The organism is Pseudomonas alliivorans (assembly GCF_017826695.1).
GTDB lineage: Bacteria > Pseudomonadota > Gammaproteobacteria > Pseudomonadales > Pseudomonadaceae > Aquipseudomonas > Aquipseudomonas alliivorans.
On record NZ_JAFFZW010000010.1, the window covers coordinates 139,958 to 153,404 of the forward strand.

General features: G+C 61.5%; 13 protein-coding genes. 7 read left to right on the forward strand and 6 right to left on the reverse strand.

The window, feature by feature from the left end; translation table 11 throughout:
• Positions 1-34: 34 nt before the first annotated feature.
• From JTJ32_RS22435 to cysM, 5 genes are all read right to left on the reverse strand, one after another.
• The gene (locus JTJ32_RS22435) at positions 35-577 is read right to left on the reverse strand and encodes a DUF2058 domain-containing protein (RefSeq protein WP_099229256.1); all 543 of its coding nucleotides are present in this window, start codon (positions 575-577) and stop codon (positions 35-37) included.
• Between the two features lie 26 nt (positions 578-603).
• A complete protein-coding gene (mazG, locus tag JTJ32_RS22440) occupies positions 604-1,437 on the reverse strand; it encodes a nucleoside triphosphate pyrophosphohydrolase (protein ID WP_184320534.1) in 834 nt (277 codons plus the stop codon).
• Between the two features lie 75 nt (positions 1,438-1,512).
• Positions 1,513-3,756, reverse strand: a complete 2,244-nt coding sequence (gene relA / locus JTJ32_RS22445) for a GTP diphosphokinase (RefSeq protein WP_025993800.1) — start codon at positions 3,754-3,756, stop codon at positions 1,513-1,515.
• A 157-nt stretch (positions 3,757-3,913) separates the two neighbouring features.
• Positions 3,914-5,269 (reverse strand): 23S rRNA (uracil(1939)-C(5))-methyltransferase RlmD, encoded by a 1,356-nt coding sequence (rlmD, locus tag JTJ32_RS22450; protein ID WP_210043316.1) that lies wholly within the window; start codon positions 5,267-5,269, stop codon positions 3,914-3,916.
• Complete coding sequence (gene cysM, locus JTJ32_RS22455) at positions 5,269-6,171, reverse strand: cysteine synthase CysM (protein ID WP_099229259.1); 903 nt, start codon at positions 6,169-6,171, stop codon at positions 5,269-5,271. The genes rlmD and cysM overlap by 1 nt, the downstream gene beginning before the upstream one ends.
• Before the next feature lie 247 nt (positions 6,172-6,418).
• Here cysM and JTJ32_RS22460 point away from each other — a divergent pair, with 247 nt between their 5' ends.
• From JTJ32_RS22460 to JTJ32_RS22475, 4 genes are all read left to right on the forward strand, one after another.
• Positions 6,419-9,172 carry a response regulator gene (locus tag JTJ32_RS22460; protein ID WP_210043317.1) on the forward strand — a complete coding sequence of 918 codons (2,754 nt, stop codon included), beginning with the start codon at positions 6,419-6,421 and terminating at the stop codon, positions 9,170-9,172.
• A 237-nt stretch (positions 9,173-9,409) separates the two neighbouring features.
• Positions 9,410-10,399, forward strand: a complete 990-nt coding sequence (locus JTJ32_RS22465; protein WP_184320545.1) for a 2-hydroxyacid dehydrogenase — start codon at positions 9,410-9,412, stop codon at positions 10,397-10,399.
• A gap of 45 nt (positions 10,400-10,444) precedes the next feature.
• On the forward strand, positions 10,445-10,882 hold the full coding sequence (locus tag JTJ32_RS22470; protein WP_210043318.1) for a hypothetical protein: 438 nt from the start codon (positions 10,445-10,447) through the stop codon (positions 10,880-10,882).
• On the forward strand, positions 10,879-11,286 hold the full coding sequence (locus JTJ32_RS22475; protein WP_210043319.1) for an META domain-containing protein: 408 nt from the start codon (positions 10,879-10,881) through the stop codon (positions 11,284-11,286). Before JTJ32_RS22470 ends, JTJ32_RS22475 begins: the two co-directional genes overlap by 4 nt.
• Positions 11,287-11,467: 181 nt before the next feature.
• Here the strand turns inward: JTJ32_RS22475 and JTJ32_RS22480 are convergent, their stop codons facing one another.
• Positions 11,468-11,935 (reverse strand): TlpA family protein disulfide reductase, encoded by a 468-nt coding sequence (locus tag JTJ32_RS22480; RefSeq protein ID WP_099229264.1) that lies wholly within the window; start codon positions 11,933-11,935, stop codon positions 11,468-11,470.
• A gap of 131 nt (positions 11,936-12,066) precedes the next feature.
• Here JTJ32_RS22480 and arsC point away from each other — a divergent pair, with 131 nt between their 5' ends.
• The 3 genes from arsC to JTJ32_RS22495 are packed head-to-tail and all read left to right on the forward strand — an operon-like array spanning position 12,067 to position 13,431.
• A complete protein-coding gene (arsC, locus tag JTJ32_RS22485) occupies positions 12,067-12,420 on the forward strand; it encodes an arsenate reductase (glutaredoxin) (RefSeq protein WP_184320553.1) in 354 nt (117 codons plus the stop codon).
• Entirely contained in the window at positions 12,417-13,022 is a 606-nt protein-coding gene (gene wrbA / locus JTJ32_RS22490) for an NAD(P)H:quinone oxidoreductase (RefSeq protein WP_210043320.1), read from the forward strand. Before arsC ends, wrbA begins: the two co-directional genes overlap by 4 nt.
• The gene (locus tag JTJ32_RS22495; RefSeq protein WP_210043322.1) at positions 13,015-13,431 is read left to right on the forward strand and encodes a DUF2069 domain-containing protein; all 417 of its coding nucleotides are present in this window, start codon (positions 13,015-13,017) and stop codon (positions 13,429-13,431) included. Before wrbA ends, JTJ32_RS22495 begins: the two co-directional genes overlap by 8 nt.
• The last annotated feature ends 16 nt before the right edge of the window (positions 13,432-13,447 follow it).

Consider the following 13,447-nt stretch of genomic DNA (forward strand, 5'->3'; position numbering starts at 1 on the left):
CCGCTCATGGCGGGTTTTGTCTTTCTGGCGGTGCTTACCACATCAGGTCATCGGGCACCTGATAGGCCGCGTACGGGTCGTCCGCATCCGGCGCTTCGGTCGGGGTGTTGAGCAATACCACGCGGCGCGGATCGCGTTCCTGGATCTTCAGCGCGGCTTCGCGCGGAATGATCTCGTAGCCGCCGCCATGATGAACGATGGCCAGCGAGCCGCTGCTGAGCTTGTTGCGCACCAGCGTGTTGACCGAGATGCGCTTGACCTTCTTGTCATCGACGAAGTTGTAGTAATCCTCGGTGGTCAGCTTGGGCAGGCGCGAGGCCTCGATCAGTTGCTTGACCTGTGCAGTACGAGCTTTCTGCTCGACCTTCTCCTGTTGCTGACGATTGAGCTCCTGATCGCGCTTGACCTTCTCGGCCAGCGCTTCCTGAGCGGCACGTTTCTGCGAATCATCGACCTGAGCCTGGCCCTTGTGCACCAGACGCTGCTCTTTCTGCTTTTCCTTGCTGACCTGCTTGGCCTGCTTCTGGTTGACCAGGCCCGCCTTGAGCAACTGGTCGCGAAGTGAAATACCCGCCATCTCTTTTCTCTCTCTTAAGCAACCACTCAGCCGCAGCGGGGTGCGTTTTTTTCCTGACGTTTGGCTTCGCCCCACAGCGCGTCCATGTCTTCGAGGCTGCACTCCTCGATGGGTCGCCGGGCGTGGCGCAACGCCTGTTCAATAAATCGGAAGCGTCTGTCGAACTTGCTGTTGGCCGAGCGTAACGCAGTTTCCGGATCGACTTTAAGGTGTCGAGCCAGATTCACCACACAAAACAGCAGATCGCCGATTTCTTCGGCAATGCCGTCAGCGTCATTATCGACCATCGCTTCGAGCACTTCATCGAGTTCTTCGCGCACCTTGTCGATCACCGGCAAAGCGGCAGGCCAGTCGAAGCCGACCTGAGCGGCGCGTTTCTGCAGCTTGGTGGCGCGGCTCAGCGCAGGCAGTGCAACGGGCACGTCGTCGAGCAGGGACAACTGTTCGGGCGCGGACGATTTTTCCGCACGCTCCTGAGCCTTGATCTCATCCCAACGCCGATTAACCTCTTCGTCCGTCAGACGCGGGGTTTCCTCAGGCGCATACAACTCGCCGGTCGGAAACACATGCGGATGACGGCGCAGCAGTTTGCGGACAATGCCATCGACCACGCCCTCGAATTCGAAGCGCCCTTCTTCCCTGGCCAGATGGGCGTAGAACACCACCTGAAACAGCAGATCGCCGAGCTCGCCCTGAAGCTGATCGAAGTCGCCCTGTTCGATGGCGTCGGCCACTTCATAGGCTTCTTCCAGCGTGTGCGGGACGATGGTGGCGTAGGTCTGCTTCAGATCCCAGGGGCAACCGTACTGCGGGTCGCGCAGCCGGGCCATGAGGTGCAGCAGATCTTGAAGTGTGTGCATTGCAAAATCTCTTTTACCGCAGGGTCGCCACTGCCCGGAATATCTGCGGGCAATGACGACGATGGATACCCCGGATCAGGGCGTCCGGTTACGGCGCGTCTCGATGATGTTCGGCAGCTGGGAAATACGTCCCAGCAACCGCCCCAGCGCGTCCAGACCCGGAATCTCGATGGTCAGCGACATCAGCGCGGTGTTGTCTTCCTTGTTCGAGCGCGTGTTGACCGCCAGCACGTTGATCCGCTCGTTGAGCAGCACCTGGGTCACGTCACGCAACAGACCGGAACGGTCGTAGGCACGGATGATGATGTCCACAGGATACGTGAGCACCGGCACCGGCCCCCAGCTGACCTGAATGATCCGCTCGGGTTCGCGTCCGCCCAGTTGCAGCACCGAGGCGCAGTCCTGACGGTGAATGCTCACCCCGCGCCCCTGGGTGATGTAACCGACGATGGCATCGCCCGGCAGCGGCTGGCAGCAGCCGGCCATCTGCGTCATCAGGTTGCCCACGCCCTGGATCTGGATATCGCCGCGCTTGCCCGGCTTGTAGCCGGTGGCCTTGCGCGGAATCAGCTCAAGCTGTTCGTTCATGCGGTCGGGTTCGACCTGCTGCTGAGCGAGGTTGACCAGTTGCGCCAGACGCAGATCACCGGCACCGAGCGCGGCGAACATGTCGTCGGCGGTCTTGTGATTGGCCTTGTCGGCGAGCTTGTCGAAATCGACCTGCGGCAACGCCAGGCGCGCCAGTTCGCGCTCGAGCAAGGTTCTGCCCGCCGCGACGTTCTGATCGCGCGCCTGCAGCTTGAACCAGTGAACGATCTTGGCCCGCGCCCGCGACGTGGTGATGTAACCCAGGTTGGAGTTCAGCCAGTCGCGGCTCGGCGTGCCGTGCTTGCTGGTGATGATCTCGACCTGCTCACCGGTCTGCAGGCTGTAGTTGAGCGGCACGATCCGGCCGTTGATCTTCGCACCACGGCAGTTGTGGCCGATCTCGGTGTGCACCCGATAGGCGAAGTCCAGCGGCGTCGCGCCCTTGGGCAGGTCGATGGCGTGACCATCAGGCGTGAACACGTAAACCCGGTCCGGTTCGATATCGACCCGCAACTGGTCCGCCAGCCCGCCGATGTCACCCAGCTCTTCGTGCCATTCCAGCACCTGACGCAGCCAGGAGATTTTCTCTTCGTAATGGTTGGAGCCGGATTTGACGTCCGTGCCCTTGTAGCGCCAGTGCGCGCAGACGCCCAGTTCGGCCTCTTCGTGCATCGAATGAGTACGGATCTGGACTTCCAGCACCTTGCCTTCCGGTCCGATGACCGCAGTGTGCAGCGAGCGGTAGCCGTTTTCCTTGGGGTTGGCGATGTAGTCGTCGAACTCCTTGGGAATGTGCCGCCACAAGGTGTGCACGATGCCCAGCGCGGTATAGCAGTCGCGCATTTCCGGGACCAGCACACGCACCGCACGCACGTCATAGATCTGGCTGAACGCCAGCCCCTTGCGCTGCATTTTGCGCCAGATGGAATAGATGTGTTTGGCACGGCCACTGATATCGGCGGTGACGCCGGTCGCCAGCAGCTCGTTTTCCAGCTGGGACATGACGTCACTGATGAACCGCTCGCGATCCAGACGACGCTCATGCAACAGCTTGGCGATCTGCTTGTACTGGTCAGGCTCAAGGTAGCGGAAAGACAGGTCTTCCAGCTCCCACTTGATGTGCCCGATACCCAGCCGGTGGGCCAGCGGCGCATAGATGTCGAAGACTTCCCGCGCCACGCGGTTGCGCTTTTCATCGTCGGCGTTTTTCACCGCCCGAATCGCACAGGTACGCTCGGCAAGCTTGATCAGTGCGACGCGCACGTCGTCGACCATTGCCACCAGCATCTTGCGCAGGTTCTCGACCTGCGCCTGACTGCCCAACACCAGCGACTGGCGCGGGCTGAGACTGGCACTGATCGCCGCCATGCGCAGCACGCCGTCGATCAGCTTGGCCACTGTTGCACCAAACTGCTGCTCGACATCCGGCAGCGGAATCACGCCTTCGCGCACGCCCCGGTAGATGACCGCTGCGACCAGCGAATCCTGATCCAGCTTGAGGTCAGCCAGGATCTCCGCGATTTCCAGACCGGTCTGGAAACTGGAGGTGCCGTCTGCCCAGTGATTCTTGAGTGCCTTGTCGTTCTGCTCGGCTTGCCGGGCGAACTCACAGGCCTTTTTCATGACTTCCCGGTCCAGGACCAGGTCGACGCTGACAATATGATCAAGCCATGCGTCGAGGTTGATGCTGCCGTCTGTGTTTATCGGCTGGTGCGCTCTCACCTGTACCATGCTGCTTACCTTCCCTACGGCGCGATGAATAGCGCCATCAGTCGCCAGCCTTCTGAGCGAATGCCACTTGCCGGGCAAGCAAGGACCGGCATTCGCGGGCCAGTCGGATTAAATGAGATTCCCTGTCAGCCGCTGACTCGATCCAATGAACCGCTGCTCACTTACTCATTTCAAATAAAGCCATCGCCTCGACATGCGCCGTCTGAGGAAACATATCGAGTATTCCGGCACGTTTTAAACGGTAGCCCTGATTGACCAATTCGACCGTATCACGAGCCAAAGTTGCCGGGTTGCATGACACATAAAGCAACCGCCGGGCGCCTGTTTTGCCGATCTGGCGCACCACTTCAAATGCACCGTCACGCGGTGGGTCCAAGAGTACCGCAGAAAACCCCTCGGCTGCCCAACTCGCGTTCGTCAGCGGCTGCGAAAGATCCGCCTGAAAAAACGCCACATTGTGCAGATCATTACTCACTGCGTTTGCCGCCGCACGCTCGACCATAGTCGCAACGCCTTCGACCGCCACCACTTCCTTCGCCAGCCCGGCCAGCGGCAAGGCGAAATTGCCGAGGCCGCAGAACAGGTCCATGACCCTTTCATTGGCCTGCGGTGCCAACCACTCCAGCGCCTGCTGGATCATCGCGGTGTTGACCGCCGCGTTGACCTGAATGAAATCCCCCGGACGCCAGTCCAGTTGCAGGTTCCAGGGCTCCAGGCGATAGCCCGGTTGATCGTCCGGGTTTGCCGGTTGCGGATCGCCCTCGCCGTGCAGCCACAACTGCGCGCCGTGTTCTGCGCAGAATGCCTTGAGAATCGCAAGATCCGCATCGGCCAGCGGCGCGGTATGGCGCAGCAGGACCGTCGTTGCAGAACCACTGAACAACTCGACATGCCCCAGCGCCTGAGGTTTGCTCAAGCTGCGCAGCATCGTCGGCAGTTGCACCATGATCGGTTGCAAGGCCTGTACCAGCACCGGACATTCCTCGATGCTGACGATGTCCTGACTGGCCGTCGCCCTGAAGCCGACCTCCAGCCGTCTGGCCTTCACGTCCCAGCGCACGGCGACCCGCGCGCGTCTGCGGTAGGCCAGTTCGGAGCCGGTCAGCGGCGGTGCCCATTCCTGAGGTGCAACGTTGGCCACGCGCAGAAGCTGCTCGGTGAGCATGCGCTGTTTCAGGGCAAGCTGTTCGTCATGAGGCACATGTTGCACGCTGCAGCCCCCGCAACGCCCGAAGTGCTTGCACAGGGGCGCACGGCGCATTTCGCTGGCGGTGAACACACGCTCGGTGCGCGCCTCGACGACCTTGCCGCGGGCATTGAGCACCCGCGCTTCAACTTCTTCGCCCGCCAGACTGCCGGCGACGAACCAGGTCCTGCCTTCCAGAAACGCAATGCCACGCCCGTCATCCGACAGGCGCTCGATGGTCAGGCGCTGTTTTTTACCGACAGGCACCTGCACGGACTTGACGCCTCCAGTCGGCTGGAAGCGCAACCCTCTCTCATGCTTGGCCATCAGTTGGGCGCGTCGTAAATGCCAGTCGACAGGTAACGGTCGCCTCGGTCACAGATGATTGCCACGATCACGGCGTTTTCGACTTCACGGGAAATACGCAGCATGCCCGCCACCGAACCACCGGAGGACACACCGCAGAAGATGCCTTCTTCGCGAGCCAGTCGGCGCATGGTGTCTTCGGCTTCGGCCTGCCCCATGTCGATGATGCGGTCGACGCGATCGGCCTGATAAATCTTCGGCAGGTACTCGTAGGGCCAGCGACGGATGCCGGGAATGGAAGCGCCTTCCATTGGCTGCAGACCGACGATCTGCACCTCGGGATTCTGCTCCTTGAGGTAGCGCGACGTGCCCATGATGGTGCCGGTGGTGCCCATGGAACTGACGAAGTGAGTGACCGTACCGCCCGTCTGCCGCCAGATTTCCGGACCGGTGGAGGTGTAATGCGCTTCGGGATTATCGCCATTGGCGAACTGATCCAGCACCTTGCCACGACCTTCGGCCTGCATGCGCTCGGCCAGATCACGCGCGCCTTCCATGCCTTCTTCCTTGCTGACCAGAATCAGCTCGGCACCGTAGGCCGTCATCGCGGCCTTGCGCTCGGCGCTGGAGTTGTCCGGCATGATCAGGATCATGCGGTAGCCCTTGATGGCAGCAGCCATGGCCAGCGCAATCCCGGTGTTGCCGGAAGTGGCTTCGATCAGGGTATCACCGGCATGGATCTGGCCGCGAAGTTCAGCGCGGGTGATCATCGACAGCGCAGGACGGTCTTTCACCGAGCCGGCCGGATTGTTACCTTCAAGCTTCAACAAGAGGGTATTGCTGGTGTTACCCGCCATGCGTTGCAGACGCACGAGCGGGGTGTTGCCGACGCAATCGGCAATGGTTTGATACTGCAGGGTCATGGCGTATTCGCAATCCAGACTGCGGGGACGCCTATCATAACGGCAAACGCTCAAACCCCATATCACGCAAAGTGCGCGGCCTATAACTGAAACGCATAAACAGACCTGTGCGACTCCGTGGATGCGGACCGCAACACTAATGTGCCCACACTGTCGGTAAATGGCTAAACTCATCCCCTTGTGCCGATAACGCCAGGCGACTGCTGCCTGAAATCGACGGACTGATACCGGTTGCTGGAGAACGAGCGTGCTGAACAAGCTGGGCATCAAAGGCCGCGTACTGCTATTGACCATCTTGCCCGCCAGCCTGATGGCGGCGGTGCTGGGTGGCTATTTCACCTGGATGCAACTGTACGAGTTGCAGAGCCAGCTGTTGCAGCGTGGCGAGATGATCGCGCAGGACCTGGCACCGCTGTCGGCCAATGCGCTGGGTCGCAAGGACAAAATCCTGCTGACCCGCATAGCAACCCAGACCCTTGAACAATCCGATGTGCGCGCCGTGTCGTTTCTGGATACCGACCGCAGCGTACTTGCCCACGCCGGGCCGACCATGATCAGCCCGTCGCCCATCGGCAGCAGCACCCAATTGCTCAGCTCGTCGGGCAATGACGCCACCCGCTACCTGCTGCCGGTGTTCGGTCATCAACGCCACCTGACCAGCCCGATCATCCCTGCCGAAGCCGATACACTGCTGGGTTGGGTTGAACTGGAGATTTCCCACAACGGCACGCTGTTGCGCGGTTATCGCAGCCTGTTCGCCAGCCTGCTGCTGATTTTCACCGGACTGGCCTTGACGGCCATTCTGGCGGTGCGCATGAGCCGCACCATCAACGGCCCACTGAGCCAGATCAAGCAGGCCGTGTCGCAATTGAAGGACGGCAACCTGGAGACACGTCTGCCGCTGCTGGGCAGCCGCGAACTGGACGAACTCGCCTCAGGCATCAACCGCATGGCCGCGACCCTGCAGAATGCGCAGGAAGAACTGCAGATGAGCATTGATCAGGCGACCGAGGACGTCAGGCAGAATCTGGAAACCATCGAAATCCAGAACATCGAACTGGACCTGGCCCGTAAGGAAGCGCTCGAGGCCAGCAGGATCAAATCCGAGTTCCTGGCCAACATGAGCCACGAAATCCGCACGCCGCTCAACGGGATCCTCGGCTTTACCCACCTGCTGCAGAAAAGCGAGCTCACTCCGCGCCAGTACGATTATCTGGGCACCATCGAAAAATCCGCCGACAACCTGCTGAGCATCATCAACGAGATTCTCGACTTCTCGAAGATCGAGGCCGGCAAGCTGGTGCTGGACAACATTCCGTTCAACCTGCGAGACCTGTTGCAGGACACCCTGACCATCCTCGCACCGGCCGCCCACGCCAAACAGCTGGAGCTGGTCAGTCTGGTCTACCGCGATACGCCGCTGGCGCTGTCGGGCGACCCGCTGCGGCTCCGGCAGATCCTGACCAATCTGGTCAGCAACGCGATCAAGTTCACCCGTCAGGGCACGATCGTCGCCCGCGCCATGCTCGAAGAAGAAACCGAAGAACACGCGCAACTGCGCATCAGCGTGCAGGACACCGGCATCGGCCTGTCGAGCCAGGATGTGCGGGCGCTGTTTCAGGCGTTCAGCCAGGCCGACAATTCCATTTCCCGGCAACCGGGTGGCACGGGTCTGGGGCTGGTGATATCCAAGCGTCTGATCGAACAGATGGGCGGCGAAATCGGCGTCGACAGTACGCCGGGCGAGGGTTCGGAATTCTGGATCAGCCTCAGCCTGCCCAAGGCGCGGGAAGACAGGGAGGAGACCGCCAACCGGGCCCTCGAAGGCCTGCGTGCGGCCGTGCTGGAACATCACGACCTGGCGCGTCAGGCGCTGGAGCATCAACTGGAAGACTGTGGCCTGAAAACCGTGGTCTTCAGCAATCTGGAAAACCTGCTCAACGGCGTGACCGCTGCGCACGAAACGCCGCTGGCCATCGACCTTGTGGTGCTGGGCGTGACGGCGCTGGAGATTTCGCCGGAACGGCTGCGCCAGCACATCTGGGACCTGGAAAACCTCAACTGCAAAGTGATGGTTCTGTGTCCGACCACCGAGCACGCGCTGTTTCAGATGTCGGTTCATGATGTGTACACCCAGTTGCAGGCCAAACCGGCGTGCAACCGCAAATTGCAGAAAGCGCTCTCCGAACTGATCGCCCCGCGGGCCGTGCGCACCGATATCGCCCTGCCGCTGTCGAGCCGCGCGCCGCGTGTGCTGTGTGTCGACGACAACCCGGCCAACCTGTTGCTGGTGCAGACCCTGCTCGAAGACATGGGTGCCGAGGTCGTGGCGGTGGACGGTGGCTACGCGGCCGTCAGCGCGGTGCAGCAGGAAGCGTTCGATCTCGTGTTGATGGACGTGCAGATGCCAGGCATGGACGGTTGTCAGGCCACCGAAGCGATTCGCGCATGGGAGAACGAGCGTAATCAGACATCGCTGCCGATCGTCGCCCTCACCGCCCACGCCATGGCCAATGAAAAACGCTCGCTGCTGCAAAGCGGTATGGACGACTACCTGACCAAGCCGATCAGCGAACGACAGTTGGCGCAGGTGGTGCTCAAATGGACCGGTTTGGCATTGCGTAATCCGATACCGGAACGCCAGACGGAAAGCGCCGCCGCACACGTCGGCCCGTTGGTGCTGGATCACGAAGAAGGGCTGCGCCTGGCAGCCGGCAAGCCGGATCTTGCGGCAGATATGCTGGCCATGTTGCTGGCCTCACTGGACGCCGACCGCGAAGCCATTCGGGCGGCACGTGCCAACGACGATATTCAAGGCCTCATCGAACGAGTCCATCGTCTGCATGGCGCGACGCGTTACTGCGGTGTTCCGCAACTGCGCACCGCCTGCCAGCGCGCCGAAACCCTGCTCAAACAGAACGCGCCGCACACCGAAGACGCACTGGACGATCTGGACAAGGCCATTACCCGCCTCGAGGCCGAAGCGCGGGTGACGGCTTGATTACGTGCTGAACCCGGGCGGGCATGACTGAATGCACGCCCCATGGGAGGCGACTTGCCGGCGATGGCGTCAGTTCAGTCACCTATAGGGCACTGCAGAAAAAGCATCGCCGGCAAGCCGCCTCCCACAGTCCGTTGGTTGCCGCACATGTGTGTATACCGCTCCGCGTCCCGGGCGGCATGCGAACGCTGAGCAATGGCACGATCTATTTTTGATTCCGCAAAAGGACCCTCCCCCATGCGTGTACTCATCTACAGCAGCCAGGAATACGACCGCGCCAGTTTCCTCGCCGAACGCCTGCCGGATGGACTGGAGCTGAGCTTCCAGCCCGCTCGCCTGACCATCGAAACCGCCGCGCTGGCCGAAGGTCATGAGGTGGTCTGCGCATTCATCAATGATGACCTGAGCGCCCCGATACTCGAACGCCTGGCCGCTGGCGGCACACAGCTGATCGCCCTGCGCTCGGCCGGCTTCAATCATGTGGACCTGCCTGTTGCCCTGCGCCTGGGATTGAGCGTGGTGCGGGTTCCGGCCTATTCGCCGCATGCCGTGGCCGAGCATGCGGTGGCGCTGATCCTGTCGCTCAACCGTCACCTGCACCGTGCCTGCAATCGCACCCGCGACGGCGATTTCAGCCTGCATGGCCTGACTGGCTTCGATCTGGTCGGCAAGACCGTAGGGGTCATCGGCACCGGACAGATCGGCGCGACCTTCGCGAAAATCATGGCGGGGTTCGGCTGCAAACTGCTGGCACATGACCCCTTCCGCAATCCCGACGTTGAAGCATTGGGCGCGCAATACCTGAGCCTGCCCGACCTGCTGGCACAAGCGCAGATCATCAGCCTGCATTGCCCGCTGACCGAGCAGACTCGCCACTTGATCAATGAGCAGTCCCTGGCGACCCTGCAGCCCGGTGCGATGCTGATCAATACCGGACGCGGCGCACTGGTGGAAACGCCAGCACTGATCAATGCCCTCAAGACCGGTCAACTGGGCTATCTGGGGCTGGATGTGTACGAAGAAGAAGCCCAGCTGTTTTTCGCCGACCGCTCCGACCTGCCGCTGCAGGATGACGTGCTGGCGCGGCTGCTGACCTTCCCCAATGTCATCGTCACCGCGCATCAGGCATTCCTGACCAGGGAAGCGCTGGGTGCCATTGCCCGCACCACGCTGGACAACATCGTCGCCTGGTCGGCGGGCACGCCGCAGAATCGGGTAGAGGGTTAACCTCGCGTCGCTGCGTGTTAGGATGCGCGCAATTTTGGAGGACCCATGGTCGAACACGATTTCCGCTACAGCATGCTCAACCCTCAACACACCCTGACCGAGTGCCGCACACTGGGGCCTGGTCGCTATCAGGTCACCGGCAACGGCGGCTCGATCCACAACAACGACCAGTTGCTGGTGACCATCAAGGGCAGCAAAAGCCTGTACATGCGCCTGTCGGTCGAAAAAGTCCGGCACCTGATCAACCCTGCCGGCCAGTGGGTCGCGGTGGCTCACGGTCCGGTCTTCGACGAACTGGCGATTCACGAGTGGCAGGTCCACTGCGACAGCTGCAACGCCGAGTTGAAGTTCGAGTTCATGGTCGAGAGCAAGCTGGGCGTCAAGGCGCAGAAACCTGCCGCCACTGCACGCATTGCGGAGCTGGGCTGGAAAACCGAAGGCGAGAAGCACCTCTGCAAGAAGTGCCAGGGGCAGGCGGCATGAAACAGTTTTTGCTGGCGAGCCTGATCGGTAGCGCCCTGTTGGCGGGCTGCTCGACGCAAGCGCCCACCATTCGGCAGGATCAAAGCTACGTGATGGAATGGATCGGTGAACGTCCGCTGATCGACAACAGCCGCCTGACCATGACCCTGGGTGCCGACGGCCGCGCCTACGGCAATGCCGGGTGCAACCACTGGTTCGCGCCTTACACCCTGCGCGATGGCACCATCAGCTTCGGTCCCCTGGGCAAGACCCGCAAGATGTGCGCCCCGGCGCTAATGGAACAGGAAGAGCGCTTCCTGAAATCCATGTCCAGCGTACAGCGCTGGGACATCTCACCTATCCAGCAACTGCGCCTGTGGCCCGCCGAAGGCAAGCCGCTGCGGTTCTGGCTGGAAGAGAGCTGAGAAAAAACGGCTGAACAAACACGTTACTTGTGGGAGGCGGATTGCCGGCGAAGGCGTCAATTCAGTCGATGACAGGTCGCCTGAAAAATCGAACCGCCGGCAAGTTGGCTCCCGCGGTTCTCTGTTCGCGGCCGTCTGCTGCAAGACAGCACAGTTCAGCCGTCACCGCGTCAGCCTTGAATCACCCCTCGCCGCGTAACGCCTTGAGCTTCTGCATCACGGTTGCGGCGGATTGCTCGCCCAGCAACTGTTCACGCATCTTCCCCTTGTCGTCGATGATGTAGGTCACCGGCAGCGCTTCGGAAGGTGGCAGGTCGTAGTGCTCGGCCGGGTCCTGCGCCAGTACGGTGAACTTGATGCCCAGTGCATTCGCGGCTTTTTTCAGCTCGTCACCCTGCAGGTTGTCGAAGTTGACGCCCAGCACCGTGACTTTCCTGTCCTTCAACTGTTCGGACAATTGATTGAATTCCGGAATCTCGACACGGCATGGGCCGCACCATTCGGCCCAGTAGTTCACCACCAGCCAATGACCGTCAATCCGGTCGCTAGCGACTTTCTGGCCGTTCTGGTCCATCCCCAGATCCGCGCCACATCCGCTGAGCAGCATGCTGCCGACAAGTGCCACCGCTGCTGCCAATCGCCTAACCATCTGTGCTTCCTTCCTAGACTCTGAAGATCGGTTACTTATGACCCGAATACGACTATTGACCGCCCGATATGTCGAACAGTGCCGTCGCGTGGGTAGAATACGCGTCACTCCCTGCAAGATGCGACCTGCAAATGACCGATCTGACGCTGTATCACAACCCGCGCTGCAGCAAATCCCGCGGCGCGCTGGAACTGCTTCAGGCCCGCGGCCTGAGTCCCGATGTCGTCCTGTACCTGGAAACCCCGCCGGACGCCGCCCGACTGCGCCAATTGCTCGACAAGCTGGGCATCAGCGCTCGACAACTGCTGCGCACCGGCGAGGATGATTACAAGCAGTTGAACCTGGCCGACGCGAGCCTGAGCGACGAACAACTGATCGCCGCGATGGCCACCCATCCGAAACTGATCGAACGGCCGATTCTGGTCGTTGGCGACAAGGCCGTCATCGGCCGCCCACCCGAGAACGTTCTGGAGCTATTGCCGTGAGCACACCCTATATTCTGGTTCTGTATTACAGCCGTAACGGCTCCACCAGCGAAATGGGCCGCCAGATCGCCCGTGGCATCGAACTGGGCGGCATGGAAGCGCGGCTGCGCACCGTGCCGGCCATCTCCGCCGATTGCGAAGCGACTGCGCCGAGCATTCCGGAAAACGGCGCGCTATACGCGACCCTCGATGATCTCAAGCACTGCTCGGGCCTGGCACTGGGCAGCCCGACCCGGTTCGGCAACATGGCGGCGCCGCTCAAGTACTTCCTCGACGGCACCAGCAACCTGTGGCTGACCGGTGCGCTGGTCGGCAAGCCTGCCAGCGTGTTCACCTCCACCGCCAGCCTGCACGGCGGTCAGGAAACCACACTGATGTCGATGCTGTTGCCCCTGCTGCACCACGGCATGCTGGTCATGGGCCTGCCGTACAGCGAGTCGGCACTGCTGGAAACCACTGGCGGCGGCACCCCTTACGGCGCAAGCCACCACGCCGGTGCTGACGGCAAACGCCCGCTGGACCGCCACGAAACCGATCTGTGTCGCGCACTGGGTCAGCGTCTGGCGAAAACCGCCCTGCAACTGGAAACACCGCGTGGCTAAAACGCCCAAGGCGCTACCGGCCAGGGAATGGCTGGAGCCACGGGTGCGCTTCAGCCGGGCAGCGAGCCTGATCTGCTTTCTGGGCATGATCGCGCTGCTGTCAGTGTATTACCTGATGTTCGCCGATCTGCACGGCGCGCGACCGGGCGTGATTCTGGCCATCGAACTGCTGCCCTTGCTGATCCTGACGCCGGGTATGATCAGCGGCAGTCCACGCGGCCATTCGTGGGCCTGCTTTGTCATCAATCTGTATTTCATCAAGGGCGCAGTCGCCGCTTTTGACCCGAATCGCTGGCTGTTCGGCCTGTTGGAAATGGCGTTCAGCGTCGCGGTCTTCATCAGCACGCTGCTTTACGTACGCTGGCGCTTTCAGCTAAACCGCAAACTTGCAGCACCGCAGCAGGTCTGAAGCCTCGACCTGCCTT